Raw genomic sequence first — 17,403 nt, 5'->3', positions numbered from 1 at the left:
GCGCCTGTGGTCACGCGGGTGAGAATCTGACGCGAGAGGCGTCAGGAGTCGTGCGGCGAGGAGCGTCGGGTGTCGCGTCCACGCGCTCGCGGGCCGCGACGAGCTCTGCTCGGCGGAGCCGGGTTTGCTTGGGCATCCCCCAGCCGAGGACGCCGACGGGGTCGCCGTCCTGCGCGGACACGGCCATCGCGACGAAGCGTCCCGCCGCCGGATCACCGTCGGTGATGACCGTGCGCGCATCGGCCGGAATCGCCCCGTGCACCATGATCTTGACGCCGTGCTGATCGGTCCAGAAGTACGGGATCGGTGCGTAGTCGATCTCGCCTCCGAGGACGTTCTGAGCGACGGCGAGTGCTTGCTCGGCCGCGTTCGTGCGGTTCTCGAACCGCTGACTGCCGAGGAACGGGTGCTCCCAGCGAGCGACGTCTCCCACCGCCCACACGCCGGGTGCCGCCGAGCACCCGGCGTCGCAGACGACCCCGTCGTCCACCCGGAGCCCGCTCTGCTCGAGCCAGCCGGTCTGCGGATCGGAGCCGATCGCGACGACCACGTCGTCCGCCGGAAGCGTCTCGCCGGTGTCGAGCTCGACACCGCGCACGTCGCCGTCGTCTCCGAGCAAGCGCGCGACTCGGCTCCCACTGCGGAGCGCCACGCCCGCCTGCTGGTGCAGGGTGGTGAGCTGCCACGCACCCAGACGACCGAGCCGGCGCTGCACGGGGAGGGGATCCGTGCCGACGAGCGTGACGGTGACGCCCAGGCGGCCGGCGGTCGCGGCGATCTCGGAGCCCAGCACGCCGTTGCCGATGACCACGAGCCGGCGTCCGGGATCGAGGCTGTCCTTGAGTCGCAGCGCGTCGTCGAGCGAGCGCAGCACGTGGGTGCCGGTGAGCTGGTCCTGGCCCGGCAGGCGACGCGGCGTCACGCCGGTCGCGATCACGACGGCGTCGGCGCTCAGCCGTCGGCCGTCGTCGGTGGTGACCGAGCGGTCGTCGAGGTCCAGCCGCACCGCGCGGTGGCCGAGGAGGAAGTCCGCGTCGAGGTCCGCGAGCGCTTCCGCCGGGCGCAGCTCCACGCGTTCCCTGTCCCAGTCACCCGCGAGCAGCTGCTTCGACAGCGGTGGCCGGTCGTACGGCGGGTGCGCTTCCGCATCGAGGAGGGTGAGAGCGCCGTGGTGGCCCGCTCGTCGGAGCGCTTCGGCGGTCGCCAGTCCTGAAGCACTGGCTCCGACGATCAGCACGCTCTGCTCGAGCGGTGTTCCTCTGGCTGCAGGGTTCGACATGGGTTCGGCCTGTTCCTGGTCGTCGATCTCGGTGGGATCGAAACTAGCCGCTCGGCTAGTTATTCGCCATCCGCATTCGGCGGAAACTCAGGTTCGCGTACGATCGAGCAGACGAAGGAGTGCGTGCGTGGGCAGACCCCCCGGCAGTACGGGCAGCAGCCGCCTGAAGCTCCTCGACGCCGCCCGTGCTCTGTTCGCGCAGCACGGTGTCCACGGGACGTCGCTGCAGATGATCGCCGATCACCTCGGCGTCACGAAGGCGGCGGTCTACCACCAGTTCAAGTCGAAGGACGAGATCGTCCTGGCGACCGCGGAGCCGGCGATCGAGCAGCTGCGCTCGCTCGTCGAGGAGGCGTCGATGCAGCCGACGCGGGCCTCTCGGTTCGACGCGACCGTGACCGGGCTCGTCGAACTCGTCCTGGACCATCGCGACTTCGCGGCGACCCTGCCTCGTGATCCCGAGATGACCCGGCTCCTCCGCTCCGACGAGCGGTACCAGCGCCACACCGCTCGGATGGACGCCCTCCTCATCGGGCACCGGCCGAGCGCTGAAGCGCGTGTGGCCCTCGCGGCGGCCGGAGGGGGACTGATGGTGGCCGGAATTGACCCGTCCCTCGACGGAGTCGATCGCGAGACGATGCGCTCGACACTCACCCGGTACGTGCACGCGGTCCTCGGGCCCTACGCCTCGAGCGCGCCGGAGCAGGCGGAGGCGTAGCCCTCCGACCTCGCAGACAGGCCCGGCGTTCAGCCGGTCCGCTGCGTCCGGCGCGGGGGGGGGGAGATCAGCTCAGGGCCGCGGCGAACCAGTCGAGCGAGCCGTCGACGCCCGGGGCGCCGGGATGCCGATTCAGGTGGCCGTGCAGCACCCCCGGCTCGCGACGCGCGTGCACCCGGACGCCGGCGTCGGCGAGCTGACGCACGAGCAGATCGCCCGACGGGCGCAGATCGTCGTACTCCGAGGTCAGTACGAAGGTCTCCGGATGAGTGGCCGCGATCGGCGCGGCCGCCGGCAGGGCGAGCTCGGGCAGAGTGTGCACGCGGCCGACGTACGCCAGCACCATGTCCTCGATGACGGCAGGAGTGAACCGCAGCCGCGACGGCAGGTCGCGCATCACTGCGGCGGTCGCATCGTCGAGCGCGGGCACGGGGAAGTGGACGAACGGATACGCGAGCAGCAGCGTCGTGACGTCCGCGGGCTCACTCCGTGCGCACGCCAGCGCCAGCGCCGCTCCGGCGGACGCCCCGCCCAGTGCGCGACGTGCATCCGGGTACTCGGTCCCCAGCCACGTCCACGCCGCGATGACGTCCTCCATCGGGATCGGGTAGCGCTGGTCCGGTCGTGCCAGGCGGTAGTCGACCGTCACGACCAGGGCGTTCGCTCGAGCCGCCAGCTCGGCGGCGACCACGTGCGACTCCGGCATGTCGAGTCCGCCGAACGAGAATCCCCCGCCGTGCACCCACAGCAGGGCGGACTCGAACGTGCGGGGGGCGTACCGGCGGATCGGGATCGCGCCGTGGGGTCCGGCGACGACGACGTCGGCGATGTCGATACCGGGCGGCTCGCTCCAGGGATCATCCGCGGTGAAGGCGGCGTCCGCCCGAGCCACCGCCGGACCGCTGCGTCCGACCCCTTCCAGAAGCGGTAGGCGCTCGACGATGCCGGGGTCCAGGGGCACGGGGTGTCCTCTCGTTCGGTGGAAGTCTCTGCGGGGAAGGATGCCACTTCCCGACGGCGGTCGTCGCGGACGCTGCGGACATCGCCTGTGCGCAGACGCCGGAGGCCCACTGCCCCGCATCGATCTCAGCGCCACCGAGCTCGCAGGTCCGCGATGATCGAGGGGTGCTGTCGGGGTGTCTCCGGCGGCCCCTGTCGAGAGGGCTGACGATGCCGCTGCTGCACGCCGATGCCGACTGCTTCTACGCCTCCGTCGTCATGCGGTCGCACCCTCGTCTGCGCACTCGTCCGATGGCCGTGGTGGTGCACCACTTCATCGCGAGCGCGAACTACCCCGCCCGGGCGCGAGGCGTCCGCGGTGGTGCGACGATCGCCGAGGCGCTGCGGGTCTGCCCGGAGCTCGAGCTCGTCGACGTCCCGCGGGACGAAGTGGAGGAGGCGGGCGATGCGCTCTTCGACCTCTTCCATCGCCATGCGAGAGCGGTCGAGCCGGGATCGATCGAGGAGGCGTTCCTCGACGTCGGTGCCGCTGACTCCTCGGAGGCCGCGCGGGCCGGGACGGCGATCCGCGCCGGTGCCGCTCGCGAACTGGGGCTGCCCGTGAGCATCGGAGTCGGGCGCACGAAGCTCATGGCCAAGCTCGCCTCTCGAGCCGCGAAGCCCGACGGACTGGTCGTGATCGACGGCGAGCAGGACGCGGAGCTGCGCAGGTCCTTGGCGGTCGATCGGCTCTGGGGTGTCGGAGGCACCACGCTCCGCCGACTCGAGAGCCTCGGCGTCCGGCGGCTGGGCGATCTCGACTCCGTCCTCGACGAGCGGCTGCAGGCGGCGTGCGGCACGACCATGTCGCGACGGCTCCGTCGGATGCGCGAGGGCACGGACGACGACCAGGTGCGACCCGTCGAGGCGCGCACGGCACTGACGGCCGAGGGCGCGATCGCGGGGTACGCGCGCCCCGATCACACCACCGACGGGCTCGTGGAGCTGTGCGTGCGCCGCGCCTGCACCCGCGCAGGGCGCGCTGGGCTCGTCGGCTCCGGGATCACCGTCGTCCTGCGGAGCGGCTCCGGCGCGCCGATCACGCTTCACGGCGTCACGGGGGATCCCACCGCGGACGCGGAGACGTGGCTGCGGATCGCCGGCGAGACGACCGCTCCCTTCTCCATGAGGCGCTTCGACAGCATCCGGGTCACTCTCACGGGGCTGCGTCCGATCGCCCACCTGCCGCCGACGCTGTTCTGACCCGGTCCACGCGGGGCGACCCGCGAATGAGTGACCGCGGTCAGTAATGTCGGTGGTCGACCGTAGCGTTCCTCCTATGGAGCCCACAACAGACGTCACCGCGTTCCGCGTCGACAGCCCTTACGCACCCAGCGGCGATCAGCCCGCCGCCATCGCCGACCTCACCGCGCGGATCAGGGCGGGGGAGACCGATGTCGTCCTGCACGGCGCGACCGGCACCGGCAAGTCGGCGACCACCGCCTGGCTCATCGAGGCGGTGAACCGCCCGACTCTCGTCCTCGCGCACAACAAGACACTGGCCGCGCAGCTCGCGACGGAGTTCAGGGAGCTGTTCCCCGACAACGCGGTCGAGTACTTCGTCTCCTACTTCGACTACTACCAGCCGGAGGCGTACGTTCCGCAGACAGACACCTTCATCGAGAAGGACAGCATCGTCAACGCCGAGGTCGAGCGTCTGCGCCACTCGACGACGAGCTCGCTGCTGAGCCGTCGAGATGTGATCGTCGTCTCCACGGTGTCCTGCATCTACGGGCTGGGCAAACCCGAGGAGTACGTCGAGGCGATGACGGCGCTGCGCGTCGGCCAGCGCATCGACCGGGAGGAGCTGCTGCGCACGTTCGTCTCGATGCAGTACTCCCGCAACGACGTCGACTTCTCCCGCGGCACGTTCCGCGTCCGGGGCGACACCATCGAGATCATCCCGGTGAGCGAGATCCTCGCGATCCGGATCGAGCTCTTCGGTGACGAGGTCACGGGTCTGCACACGCTGGATCCGCTGACGGGCCGGACGGTCGGCAGTCCGGACTCGGTCGCGATCTTCCCCGCGTCCCACCATGTGGCGAGCCCGGCGACGCTCGCACGCGCCCAGGTCACGATCCGCGAGGAGCTGGCCTCGAGGCTGTCCGAGCTGGAGCGCCAGGACAAGCTCGTCGAGGCGCAGCGCTTGCGGATGCGGACCACCTTCGACCTCGAGATGATCGATCAGATCGGCTTCTGCTCGGGTATCGAGAACTACTCGCGTCATCTCAACGAGCGGGCCGCCGGCGAGCCGCCGCACTGCCTGCTCGACTTCTTCCCGGACGACTTCCTCGTGGTGATCGACGAGTCGCACGTCACGGTGCCGCAGATCGGCGCGATGTACGAGGGCGACGCGTCCCGCAAGCGCACGCTCGTCGAGCACGGCTTCCGCCTTCCGTCCGCGATGGACAACCGCCCGCTGAAGTGGGAGGAGTTCAAGGAGCGCGTCGGTCAGACCGTGTATCTCTCGGCGACTCCGGGCCGCTACGAGATGGGCATCGCCGACGGTGTCGTCGAGCAGATCATCCGCCCGACCGGCCTGGTCGACCCCGGGATCGTGGTGAAGCCGACCAAGGGCCAGATCGACGACCTGCTCGAGGAGATCAAGCTCCGGACCGAGCGCGACGAGCGAGTGCTCGTCACCACGCTCACCAAGCGGATGGCGGAGGAGCTGACCGACTTCCTGACCGAGGCGGGTGTCCGGGTGCGCTACCTGCACTCCGATGTCGACACGCTGCGTCGGGTCGAGCTGCTCTCCGAGCTGCGCGCGGGCGTCTACGACGTCCTCGTCGGCATCAACCTCCTCCGCGAGGGCCTCGACCTGCCCGAGGTGTCGCTCGTCGCGATCCTCGACGCCGACAAGGAGGGCTTCCTCCGCTCGTCGACGTCGCTGATCCAGACCATCGGCCGCGCCGCCCGCAACGTGTCCGGCGAGGTGCACATGTACGCCGACAAGGTCACCGACTCGATGCGGCTCGCGATCGACGAGACCGATCGCCGACGCGAGAAGCAGGTCGCCTACAACCTCGAGCACGGCATCGACCCCACCCCGCTGCGCAAGAAGATCGCCGGGATGACCGAGGATCTGGAGCGCGAGGGAGCGGCGACCGCTCACATGCTCGCGAGCCGCGCCGCGAAGAAGGCGCAGGGCGGGCCGGGGCGCCGAGGGCTCGCGGCCCGCGGAGCGGACGAGCTCGAAGCGCTCATCGGCGAGCTCAACGACCACATGCTCCTCGCCTCGAGCGAGCTCAAGTTCGAGCTGGCCGGGCGCCTCCGCGACGAGATCGGCGACCTCAGCCGCACCCTCGGTCAGATGGAACGGGCGGGTCACCTGGAGTGACGCACCCCCTTCGACTCGGAGCCGACGATCGGGCTGACCACGGTCAGTAATGTCGGTGGTCTCTCCTATCGTCCGAGGCGGAGGAGAGACCGACCGGCTTCCGTCGGGACGGCGACCTCCCATCGGATCCGAGGAGTACCCACCGTGTTGAACAAGACGACCTTCGACTTCCTCCGGACCTTGCGGGAGAACGACTCCCAGGCGTGGATGGCGAGCCACCGCGAGGAGTACAGGGCCGCGCGAGACGACGTCATCGCTTTCGCGGGCGAGCTCATCACGACGGTCTCGGCCTTCGACCCGGTGATCGCCCGGGCGTCGCTCCGGCCCGAGAAGAGCGTGACCCGCCTGGTCCGCGACAGGCGGTTCGGAGCGGACAGGCCGCCCTACAAGACCGACTACTACATCGTGATCGGAACCCAGGGGATCCAAGGTCCGGCGGCGAGCTACGCGGTCCACGTCGAGCCGGGCAACTGCTTCGTCGGAGGGGGAGCACCGAATCCCACAGGGGAGGAGCTCCTCCGCTTTCGCCGCCGGGTCTCGGACGACTTCAGCGAGTTCTCCGGAATCGTCACGTCCGACCGCTTCACCGAGCTCTTCCCCCACGGGATCACCTCGCAGTCGGGCTCGTGGACGAAGCGGATCCCGAGGGGCTTCGACGCCGACGACCCGGCCCGAGACGTCCTGCGGGGCAAGGGCTTCATCACCCGCGAACCGCTCGCCGACTCCGACCTCACGTCGGACGCCGGAATGGCCCGCATCTCCCGCCTCCTCGAAGGATCGAAGCCCCTCATCGACTTCCTCGAGCGCAGTCGCGGCTGACTCCGCTGAGCGGAGGCGCCCTCCTCCTGCACGCCCCGGCATTCGCGGCGACGACAGCACGCCCCGACCGAGGAGGTCGTCGTCGTCGCCGGCGCCGGGGTCGGGAGAACGACATCGATCGTGGGACGACACGCGCCGAGCTCACCTGGTCAGTGGACGCGGTCGTGCCACCCTCTCGGTGACTCCGGCGGGGCGGCTCCGCTTCATCTCGGCGTGGCCGCCCCCGTCACCACGACCCGCGCGCGCGCGACGTTCTGCAGGCGGCCGAACGGCTCGAGTTCGGCACTGGTGATCCGTCCGATCACCCTGACCGCCGGGAAGTAGGTGCCGGGCGCGGTGAAGGTGAGGGTGCGTGTGCGGGTGTTCTCAGGCGCCGGGGCGAGGTGCTCGCTCTCGTAGACCCCGTCTCCGAGGTCACTCCAGTCGAGCTGGACGACGGCTCCGGCTGCGGCGCGCACGCGGGCCTCGAGGGTCACCTCCTGCCCGACCTCGACCTCGGCGCGCAGGGAGCCGTCGGCGGTCAGAGTGACGAACGGCTGCACACCCCGTGCATCCTTCAGGATGACCTGGCCGTCGGTGAGGTCGTAGGACGACGACGCGGACGGTTCGATGGCACGCTCGGCCCACGCTGCCAGTTGACGCAGTGCTTCGTGCAGGACACCCACGTATCCGATGGTCCGTGTGGGGAACTCCTGCTCCTCGAGCTCTCCGTGAAGTGCGTTGTCGACCATCCAGATCCGGAACCGCTGCTCGCCTCCCTGGTCGTACACCTTCTTCGCGTACCAGTCCGCCTGCCCCGGGAATGCTTCACGGTCGAGCACGGATTCGACCAGGATCATCCGGTCGTCGAAGCGACCGGATTGAAGGGTGCCCGTCGCTCCCAACGCGAGGAGCGGCCCGATGAGCAGGGGCCGCTGCGGGTGGATCGGCTCTCCGTCAGCACCACGGAACTGGTCCCACTGGGGGAAGTCGCGACCGGGGACCTGATGCCGATAGTAGGTCTGGGCCGCGATCATCCCGCTGTTGTCCAGGGTCACCGTGTCGCCGACGCGCAGCCCTCGTGGGACGCTCTCGTCCTCCTCGGGGCCGAAGATCGCGACGTCGTCGATCATCCGCAGCACGACGATGCGGCGACCGGCCGATGCGCCGGAGGTGACGACGAGCTCAGCTTCGTCGATAGAGCGACCGGGCGCGTTCTGCAACCGCGCCGCGACGGGCGTCTCGATCCGCTCATCGCCGAGCCAGGCATCGTCCGCTCCTCCGTTGGAGGAGCCGGGGTGCGTTCCGACCGCGAGCCCGCTCTCCTCGAGATCGCTGGTGGACAGGAGCTCGACGATTCGCGTGGGCATCTCGAGCCGGTCGCGGTGCACGGATGATGTGGGGTCGGCGCCGAGATACCCGGGTACCGTCCAGAAGTCGTCGAAATAGCTCGGATCGAGCACACGCAGGTACGGGTAGATCACGGCGAAGGCGTGCATCCCCATGGTGCGGTGAGCGAACCACGACCGGAGGGGGAACCCCATCGCCGACACCTCCGCGAGCGCTTCGGCCTGCTCGTCCGTCAGCGTCGCGGCCGGATCGCCGGAGCCGCCGGGGTCGATCGCATCGACGATGTCGTCGAGGCGGTCTCCGAGGACTCGTCGACCGTGCAGGCGCGCGCTGAACACGTTCGGCAGGGCCATCGGAGAACCGACGACGAAGGGCACGAAGCCGTCCCACACGCCGGAGGTGTTCTCAGCTGCCGCGATCACGCGGAACGCGCCGCCACTGCCGCCGTAGGCGTAGCCGTAGACGCGTTCCGTCCCGTAGGTCGTCGACAGGAGCGCACGAACGAGATTCGCGACCGCGGCGTTGGCTCGGAAGGCGCCGTAGGTGGGCTCCTCGTGCGCCGGTCCGCCGTTGTTGGTGTCGACGAGCGCGGCGCCCGAGGTGATGGCGAAGGAGATCCGGTCGTCCGGTCCGGTCGCGCCCTGCGAGAGGTCCTCGCTCACGGGCACCGGCTGCACGTACTGGAAGAAGCGGCCCTCGAACTGCTCAGCGTCAGGCAGGTAGAGCGAGAATCGGGTCGCACTGTCCGAGAAGCCGCCGTGCACGTAGCGGTGGGCGAGTGGCGCGTCGCGCCGTTCGTCGACGTCGATGAACGGCGCACCGAATTCGGGGTCGACGGTGTCGTGCGCGAAGTCGGCGAAGGTGGTCAAGACAGTCCTCGGGTCGTGGAGGCGGAAGGGGAGGCGGTCTGCTCGAGCCGCCAGGTGAACTCGTGGGTTCCCGCAGCGACCGTCCGGGCTCCGCCCGGCAGGTCGACCTCAGCGGTCGTGCCGGGCGGCACGACCGCTCGGAGGGTCACGGTGCCGCCGGTGAGACTCCATCCGCTCGACGCTTCTCCGAACGGCGTGGCGATGCGCGCGTGCGCGGACGTGAGGCCGGGATGCACGGCGGGCGAGAGGCGGATCCGCTGGTATCCGGGCGCGGCGGGCGCGATGCCGGCGAGGCCCTCGACGAGCCAGCGGGCCACCGTGCCGAGGGCGTAGTGGTTGTGCGAGTCCTTCGCTCGACCGTCCGGGCGGTACCCCTCCCATGTCTCCCACACCGTCGTCGCGCCCAGCTCGACCTGGTGCAGCCACGAGGGCGCCGACGTCTGGAGCAGGACCCGGTAGGCGACGTCGACACGGCCGTGCTCGGTGAGCACGCGGAGGAGGTGGGGGGTGGAGAGGAACCCGGTGGCGAGTCGGTAGTCGTTCGCTTCGAGGAGTTCGACGAGTCGTGACAGGGCGATCGTCCGCTGAGCGGGAAGGAGGAGATCGAACTCTAGGGCGCGCACGTACTCGTCCTGCAGGTCCTTGCCGATGCGGGCTCCCCCGCGCCGCACGAAGGCGGAACGCCACGCGTCGGAAACAGCGTCTGAAAGCTCGCTGTACTCGCGCGCGTCGCCCTCCCGACCGAGCGCGGCCGCCATGCGACCGAGGACAGCAGAGGAGTGCGCGAAGTAGGCCGTGGCGATCGCCGGATTGGGGACCGCGATGTTGTAGATCTGTCGCGGCATGGTCTCTCCGGGGCGCAGCCATTCGCCGTAGTGCAGTCCACCTCCGACGATGTACTGCTCGCGCTTCCCCAGAGATCGGGTGAGCCAGCGGCCCCGACCACGAGAAGCGCGGGCCTGCGTCCGCCGATACTCGACCCAGCGCCGAGCGCTGTCCCACTGGCGCTCGAGCACCGTCGGGTCGCCGGTGTAGAGGTACACGTCCCACGGCGTGAGAACCGCCGCGTCCGCCCATCCTGCGGCGGCGCTGCCGAACGCCGCGCCGCCGTCCATGCTGCTGAACGTCGAGCCCTCCTGCGGGATGTAGGCAGGCACTCGACCGTCATCGCCCTGTTCGATGGCGAGATTGCGGAGGTACCGCTCGAGGAACGCCTGCGCGTCGACCATGATGGCCGCGGTCGGTGCGAAGACCTGGATGTCGCCGGTCCAGCCGCGTCGCTCTCGCGTCGGGCAGTCGGTGGCCGTATCGACGAAGTTCCCGCGAAGGCTCCACTCGACGTTGCGGAACAGCCGCTCGAGGCGAGCGTCCGAGCTGGTGAAGGTGGCGCGGGACTCGAGATCGCTCGACAACACCACCCCCTGAACGTCGTGCACGCTGAGGTCCGCCGACAGTCCGGCCACCTCGACGTACTGGAAACCGTGGATGGTGAACCACGGCTGAACCCACTCCTGCCGCCCTCCGAGGATGATCTCGTCGCGGGGGATGGTCGAGTTCTTGCTCAACGGGCCGGGCGGCAGCACGTATGCGGTATCGATGGTCCCATCGGCAGCGAGCACCTCGCTGTAGGTGAGGGTGACGACATCGCCTGCGTCACCGCTCACGCGGATCCTGGGGACACCCGTGAAGTTCTGGTCGAAGGCGACGATCTGGCGACCGTCCGCCAGACGGGAGACACTCGACGGCGCGAGCGTCATCACTCCGCGCACACGTTCCACCTCTTCGGCCACGAGCGCGCGGTCGACGGTCGGAGTGATCACCTCGACAGGGAGGAAGGCGGCCGGTGCGACTTCGGCGTCGTGCCACTCGGACTCGTTCACCCGGAGGTCGATGCTCTCGCCGGCCTTCGGGTCGCTCCTCTGGATGCGTCCGCGGCCGCGGGTCCAGTCCGGTCCACTCGTGACCGTCACGAGCCCGTCTGCCACGGTGCGGACCTCGAGTTGGGCCCGTGCAGCGAGTCGATCGCCGTAGACGCGCTGGCGATCGGCGCCGAGACGGCCGCGGAATCGACCGTCTGCCACGGCCATCGAGATGACGTTCTTTCCGATCACCAGGTGCTCAGCGACGTCGAACACCTGGTACTCGAGGATCTCGTCGAGAGGAGTGAACCGTGGCAGGAGCTCGTCGCCACTGACCGCGACGCCGTTGACGAAGACCCGGTACCAACCCAGAGCCGTCGAGTAGAGGCGCGCGCTCGCGATCGGATCGGTGAGGGTGAACTCCCCGCGGACGTAGACGGCCGAGTCGTCGTCGTCGACCGCCGGTGCGCCCACCCAGTCCGCGCGCCACCGCTCGGGCTCGAGGAAGGCCGTCTCGAACCAGGAAGACTCGGACCACGGGCCGAGGACCGGTCGGATGCTCCGCACACGCCACCGGTAGCGCGTCGCCGACTCGAGCGGCGGTCCGTCGTAGCGGAGAGCGAACTCGTCGGCCTCCGCGTCCCACAGCGGCGCGGAGAAGTCGTCCGACGAGGAGACCTGCACCTGCCAGCAGCTGGCGTCTTCGTCGACGGCCTGCCAGGCGAGACGAGGACGAGGGGCATCGATTCCCAGCGGAGTCGATCGGGTATCGGCCCGAAGTGCGACGAGAGTCATGATCTCCTCTTCGTGAAAGCGTCCGCCGAAATTAGCACACTGATCTAGTTTCGGGCAGTTGACGCGAAAATAGATGAGTGCAATAGTTTCGCCTCAGGCCGAGGCGACTCCTCAGGCCGTCGACGGTGAGCCACCTCTTCTGATGCGTCCTCCGTGGTCGTCGACCTGCAATCACCGGCGATTGGACGGACATGAGTATTACTCCCGGCGGCAGTGCTGCGTATTCCGAGACGAACACCGCGTCGACGCGGGTGAGCGATCCGATCACTGCCCCGCGCCCCTTCCGCCGCTACCTCCTCTGGTACGCGCTCGGGACAGCCGCAGTGACGAGCGTGTGGGGGGCGGCCTCGGGTGTGCTGCTCCCCAATCAGGTGCAGCTGCTCGAGTTCGCCAACTTCTTCTCCGGTGCGTCGGCCAGTGTCGATCTCGCGGCTCTCACCGACTTGAAGGCCGCGGTCGAGGCGGGTACGGCCTCCGCCACACCGGCCCAGCAGACTCAGCTCGACGCCTTGGCAGACTTCGATCGCGCCCGAGCCCAGTCGCTGGCGCTGGTCACCACGCTCGGCACGCTGCTGACGATGCTCTTCGGTCCCGTCATCGGCGAGATCTCCGACCGCACCCGGTCGCGATGGGGTCGCCGCACGCCGTACATCCTCATGGGCTCCGTCGTCGGCGCCATCGGGCTGGCGACCATCCAGTTCGCCCCCACCCTCGCGATCCTCATTCCCCTCTATTGCGTCATCGGCCTCAGTGTCGGGGCTGCGCAGTCGGGGCTGACGGCGACCGTCGCCGACCGCGTTCCCGCGGAGAAACGCGGCACCGCATCAGCGCTGGGTGGCCTGGGCAACATGCTCGGCGGAGTCTTCGGTGGTGTCGCCGTCGGAATCCTGTTCGCCATCCTCGGCCTCGGTGCCTATGTCGTGCCCGCGATCATCGTGCTCGCCGGAGGCGTGCTGTTCGTGCTGTTCGTACGAGATCGATCGTCTCGGAACATGGCTGTCTCGCCGTTCGCATGGAAGGAGTTCCTCGCCGGCTTCACCGTCGCCCTCCGGACGAGCGACTTCCGTTGGGTGTGGATCGCCCGACTCGTGCTCACCTTCGGGTACACGCTGTCGGGGTCGTTCTCGCTCTTCGTCCTGCAGAGCTATGTCAGACCTGCGCTCTCGCAGGTCGAAGCGACGTCGATCGCACCATTGCTCGGCCTCGTCGGGCTTCCGTTCATGATCGTCTCCCTCCTCGTCTCCGGGCGCCTGTCCGACAAGCTGGGACGACGCAAGGTGTTCGTCATCACCGCCTCCGTCGCCATGGGCCTGGCACTCCTCGTGCCGCTCATCTGGCCCACTGTGGCCGGCCTCTTCCTGACGAACGTGCTCGTCTCCGTCGCCTTCGGCGTCTACCTCGCCGTCGACCAAGCGATGTTCATCGACGTTCTCCCGGAGAAAGACAAGGCGGGCCGGGACCTCGGCGTCGCGAATCTCGGAAGCAATGTGGGCCAGGCGCTCGCGCCAGCGCTGGGCGCCCAGGTGGTGGTGATCACCGGAGGTTACGGAATGGTCTACGTCGCGGCCGCCGTGCTCGTCTTCATCTCAGCGTTCGCCATCATCCCGGTACGAGGGGTTCGCTAGGGCGCTCGCGCCGCAACTACGATGGCCCACATGCCACGACGGGGACCGTACGCGAAAGGTCGAGCGAAGCGCGAGGAGATCCTGCAAGCCGCATTGATCATGATCAGCGAGCGCGGCTACAGCAAGACCACCGTGCGTGAACTCGCGGAGGCCGTCGACCTCAGTCAGACCGCGTTACTCCACTACTTCGGGTCGAAGGACGGGCTCTTCGCGGAGATCCTGCGCCGCCGCGACGCCGACTTCCAGGTGGTCGCAGCTCAGTTGGCGGCCCCGACTCACCTCGGCCAGTCCGTGGTGGACGCAGTGCGAGCGAACATCGGCGAGCCGGGCTTCATTCAACTCGTGTCGCGAGTCAGCAACGAGGCGACCGAGAAGGATCACGTCGCGCACGTCTACTTCGGAGAACGCTACCGTCGCATCCGCGCGATCGCCGCGGACCAGATCGCACAGCTCGACGAAGGCACCGGAATCGATATCGGCCTCACTCCCGAGGAACTCGCTGCTCTCATCTTCGCCGTCATCGACGGCTTGCAGACGCAATGGCTCTACGACCCCTCGATCGACATGGTCAAGGTCGTGGACCGCTTCGTGAACGCGATCGGAATCACCACCGAACGCGCACTCGTCGAGCCCGCCCCCTCTTCGTAGCCGGCGCTCCACCGGACCCGACCGATTCGAGAGACGACGCCTCCTCTCTTCCTGCGCGCGACTACTGCGCTGGGAGTACGGGTGGCGACCTCCGGCCTGTGACCATGAGGGGTGTCCTCCGTTCTCCTCGACCTCAGCGTGCGCGGCCGCGCATCGACGCGGCGTCTCCGCCTGCTCGACCTGGGCAGCCTGATCGTGACCGTGGTGGCGAGTGTCGTCGCGCTCGTCTCGCTCGTCGCCAACGGCATCACCGACGGCCGGCAGGTCGAGGAGGGGATCGGCGGATACGTGGGACTCGGTGTGTCCCTCCTCGGCGTCGCGATCATCCGCGACCTCGTTCCTCGGGGATCGGTGAGCACCCGGACGAGGCTGCGGCTCGGCACGCTGGTCCTGGTCCTCGGCCCGCTCTCCTCGGTGGCGCTCCGGACGGACCCGGTCGTCTCCTGGAACCTCGCCGCTTTCACCGGTTTCGCGATCGCGCTCCGGGGGCTCTCCGGACCCCTGGTCGGCGCGTTCATCGGCCTCGTCAGCTACGTCTCGATCGTGATGTTCCAGGACATCGGCTGGGCTAATCCCACCGCGCTAGCTGCCGCGGCGATGTCCTTCGCCTTCGCGTCGGCCGGTACTGCGCTGCGCAGCTATGCGCAGTTCCAGCAGGAGGTCGAGAGCCGCGCCGTCGAGGCCATCGCCGCGCGGGAAGCGGATGCCCACCGTCGCGTCGCCGAGGAGCGGCTCAGCATCGCCCGCGACCTGCACGACGTGGTGGGCCACGAGATCGCGGTGCTCGGCATCCACCTCGGAGTTGCGGAAGTGAGTCTCCCCGACGGGGCGGAGACGTCGCGTGCATCGCTCGAGAAAGCCAGAACGAGCGTGCAGTCGGTCCTGCACGAGACGCAGCGGGTGCTGCACGTGCTCCGTTCCGACACGCAGACCTCCGCCGACTCCGCCCCGACCCCCGACTTCGCACGGATTCCCGCGCTCATCGAGTCGTATCGCGCCGCCGGTGTCGTCGTCGAGGCCGAGCTGATCGATGCGCCGGCCGGCCTCGACCCCGAGGTCTCGACCGCGGCCTACCGCATTGTCCAGGAGGCGCTCACGAACGCTCAGAAGCACGGGGTCGGCTCCGCCTCCGTCTCGGTGCGCGCCGAGAAGCGGCTTCTCACCCTCTCGATCTCGAACCGCCGAGTCCTCGATCGGGAACCGGGGCTTCGCGGCTTCGGGCTGATCGGGATGCGCGAGCGCGCCCACTCGGCCGGCGGCACGCTCAGGATCGAGGGAAACGACGACGAGTACCGCGTCGTGGCGCAACTGCCCATCGCGGGAAGGAGGAACTGATGGTGCGAGTTCTGATCGTCGACGACCAGGAGATGATCCGAGAGGGACTCCAGGCCATCCTCACGAAGCAGGAGGGGATCGACGTCGTCGGGTCGGTGAGCGACGGCTTCGCAGCCCTCGAATCGATCGGCTCCCTCGACGTCGACGTCGTGATGATGGACATCCGTATGCCGGGCATCGACGGAGTCGAGACCACCCGGCGCCTCCGCGAGCGGTACGCCGCCGAAGACCTTCGCGTGGTCGTGCTGACGACCTTCGACAACGACGAGAACGTCCTGGCCGCCCTCCGCGCGGGGGCGAACGGATTCCTCAGCAAGGGAGTCGGGCCGACGGCCCTCGCCGACGGCATCCGTGAGGTGGCGGCCGGAGGCGGCGCCCTCTCGAGCGCTGCCAGCGCCCTGCTGATCGGCCAGGTCTCGGCGCAGGCCGCTGGCCCGACCATCGATACCGCGATGCAGGACCGCTTCGCGGCCCTCACCCCGCGAGAACGCGAGATCGTCGCAGCGATCGCCACGGGCCTGGACAACGCGACTATCGCCGAGCAGCTGTTCGTCTCCCCGTTCACCGTCAAGACGCATGCCAACCGCGCGATGGCGAAGGTGGGTGCACGGGACCGAGCGCAGCTCGTGTCGTTCGCCTACCGCGCGGGCTTCCCAGCGTGACGACTCGGGTCTACCGCATCCGGACGACTCCGGACGGTTCGTGTGGACGACGAGCGGAACGCTCGCCTCGGCGAGTCTCGAAGAACAGCGACGCATACCGCATCGCCTCACCCGAAGGACTCGTCATGCCGCAGATCGCCGCCCGCATCACCGATACCGAACTCCTCGCCGCACAAGTGGATCCGTCGAGCTCTCGTACATCGACGCTCGATCTGGGCGACTCGATCGAGCTCTTCCTCGCCGGCCTCCACACCAGCGCCGGCGGAACGCGACCCCGCTCATGACCCGCTCGAGAACCCTCCCGCTCATCACGGCTTCCGCCGCGGCCCTCCTGCTCGCCGGGTGCGCATCCGGCTCGGGGACCGCTGCACCCATGCCCGCACCGCCATCCGCTGCCGAACAGACCCACTGGTCGTACGAGGGTGACTCCGGCCCGACAGGATGGGGCGGACTCGAGGACGGGTTTGCGACCTGCGGGACTGGCCGACGTCAGTCCCCGATCGACATCCCCTTTTCGACGACCGCCGCAGGACCGTCCCTCACGCTCGACAGCCGGCCGTCCGAAGGCGAGGTCGAGGACACAGGCCACACGGTTCAGATCGGCACAGACGGAGAAGCCTCGCGCATCGAGTACGACGGGACGACGTATTCGCTCGCGCAGATGCACGTGCACACCCCCTCCGAGCACACGATCGATGGCGTCGCCGCGGACGCCGAGTTCCATTTCGTGCATCAGAGCGAGAGCGGCGAACGCCTCGTCCTGGGCGTTCTCGCAGTCGAGGGCGCCGCATCCGACGCCTACGACGCCTTCACGCAGAACGCCGCCGACACCGCGGGGACCGACGCCGGCCCGGAGATCGACATCGACGTCGCCTCGATGCTGCCGGCCACACTCGTTCACTTCTCCTACGAGGGCAGCCTGACCACCCCTCCGTGCACGGAAGGCGTGCAGTGGATCGTCCTGCGCACCCCGATCGAGCTCTCCGCCGAGCAGCTTGACGAGGTCGACGAGGCCCATCCGGGAAACACCCGCCCGTCCCAGCCGGTCGGTGATCGCCTCATCACCCGCGGTACGGGCTCGATCGTCGTCGAGAACGACTGAGCGCCGGGAACCGAGCTCCCGCCG

Annotated in this window: 14 protein-coding genes; 10 read left to right on the top strand and 4 right to left on the bottom strand. The window is 69.1% G+C overall.

The genetic code is table 11. From position 1 onward, the window contains the following. Positions 1-10 precede the first annotated feature (10 nt). The gene (locus tag GSU72_RS20265) at positions 11-1,279 is read right to left on the bottom strand and encodes an FAD-dependent oxidoreductase (protein ID WP_159987072.1); all 1,269 of its coding nucleotides are present in this window, start codon (positions 1,277-1,279) and stop codon (positions 11-13) included. A gap of 127 nt (positions 1,280-1,406) precedes the next feature. On the opposite strand from GSU72_RS20265, the gene GSU72_RS20260 reads away from it, so the two are divergent. Then, positions 1,407-1,997 carry a TetR/AcrR family transcriptional regulator gene (locus GSU72_RS20260; protein WP_159987071.1) on the top strand — a complete coding sequence of 197 codons (591 nt, stop codon included), beginning with the start codon at positions 1,407-1,409 and terminating at the stop codon, positions 1,995-1,997. Positions 1,998-2,064: 67 nt separating this feature from the next. Here GSU72_RS20260 and GSU72_RS20255 read toward each other — a convergent pair whose 3' ends face one another. Then, entirely contained in the window at positions 2,065-2,958 is an 894-nt protein-coding gene (locus tag GSU72_RS20255; protein WP_159987070.1) for an alpha/beta hydrolase fold domain-containing protein, read from the bottom strand. Between the two features lie 209 nt (positions 2,959-3,167). On the opposite strand from GSU72_RS20255, the gene GSU72_RS20250 reads away from it, so the two are divergent. From GSU72_RS20250 to GSU72_RS20240, 3 genes are all read left to right on the top strand, one after another. Further along, the gene (locus GSU72_RS20250) at positions 3,168-4,199 is read left to right on the top strand and encodes a DNA polymerase IV (RefSeq protein ID WP_159987069.1); all 1,032 of its coding nucleotides are present in this window, start codon (positions 3,168-3,170) and stop codon (positions 4,197-4,199) included. Positions 4,200-4,275: 76 nt separating this feature from the next. Next, entirely contained in the window at positions 4,276-6,336 is a 2,061-nt protein-coding gene (gene uvrB / locus GSU72_RS20245; RefSeq protein ID WP_159987068.1) for an excinuclease ABC subunit UvrB, read from the top strand. Positions 6,337-6,480: 144 nt separating this feature from the next. Then, positions 6,481-7,155, top strand: coding sequence for a DUF2461 domain-containing protein (locus GSU72_RS20240; RefSeq protein WP_159987067.1), 675 nt, complete (start codon positions 6,481-6,483; stop codon positions 7,153-7,155). Positions 7,156-7,358: 203 nt separating this feature from the next. Here the strand turns inward: GSU72_RS20240 and GSU72_RS20235 are convergent, their stop codons facing one another. Together GSU72_RS20235 and GSU72_RS20230 are read right to left on the bottom strand one after the other, a co-directional pair. Further along, entirely contained in the window at positions 7,359-9,353 is a 1,995-nt protein-coding gene (locus GSU72_RS20235) for a hypothetical protein (RefSeq protein ID WP_159987066.1), read from the bottom strand. Then, on the bottom strand, positions 9,350-12,007 hold the full coding sequence (locus GSU72_RS20230; RefSeq protein ID WP_159987065.1) for an alpha-L-rhamnosidase: 2,658 nt from the start codon (positions 12,005-12,007) through the stop codon (positions 9,350-9,352). The genes GSU72_RS20235 and GSU72_RS20230 overlap by 4 nt, the downstream gene beginning before the upstream one ends. A gap of 191 nt (positions 12,008-12,198) precedes the next feature. On the opposite strand from GSU72_RS20230, the gene GSU72_RS20225 reads away from it, so the two are divergent. From GSU72_RS20225 to GSU72_RS20200, 6 genes are all read left to right on the top strand, one after another. After that, complete coding sequence (locus GSU72_RS20225; protein WP_159987064.1) at positions 12,199-13,632, top strand: MFS transporter; 1,434 nt, start codon at positions 12,199-12,201, stop codon at positions 13,630-13,632. Positions 13,633-13,662: 30 nt separating this feature from the next. Next, entirely contained in the window at positions 13,663-14,280 is a 618-nt protein-coding gene (locus GSU72_RS20220; RefSeq protein ID WP_159987063.1) for a TetR/AcrR family transcriptional regulator, read from the top strand. A 111-nt stretch (positions 14,281-14,391) separates the two neighbouring features. After that, positions 14,392-15,615 carry a histidine kinase gene (locus tag GSU72_RS20215; protein ID WP_159987062.1) on the top strand — a complete coding sequence of 408 codons (1,224 nt, stop codon included), beginning with the start codon at positions 14,392-14,394 and terminating at the stop codon, positions 15,613-15,615. Next, positions 15,615-16,277 (top strand): response regulator transcription factor, encoded by a 663-nt coding sequence (locus GSU72_RS20210; RefSeq protein WP_159987061.1) that lies wholly within the window; start codon positions 15,615-15,617, stop codon positions 16,275-16,277. The genes GSU72_RS20215 and GSU72_RS20210 overlap by 1 nt, the downstream gene beginning before the upstream one ends. 125 nt (positions 16,278-16,402) lie before the next feature. Continuing rightward, positions 16,403-16,561, top strand: a complete 159-nt coding sequence (locus GSU72_RS20205) for a hypothetical protein (RefSeq protein WP_159987060.1) — start codon at positions 16,403-16,405, stop codon at positions 16,559-16,561. Between the two features lie 89 nt (positions 16,562-16,650). Beyond that, positions 16,651-17,379, top strand: a complete 729-nt coding sequence (locus tag GSU72_RS20200; RefSeq protein WP_159987059.1) for a carbonic anhydrase family protein — start codon at positions 16,651-16,653, stop codon at positions 17,377-17,379. The last annotated feature ends 24 nt before the right edge of the window (positions 17,380-17,403 follow it).

Origin of the sequence: Rathayibacter sp. VKM Ac-2760 (assembly GCF_009834185.1) — a bacterium.
Lineage (GTDB): Bacteria > Actinomycetota > Actinomycetes > Actinomycetales > Microbacteriaceae > Rathayibacter.
Note: the sequence above shows the minus strand (reverse complement) of the source record. Positions and strands in the feature narration are given on the sequence as shown.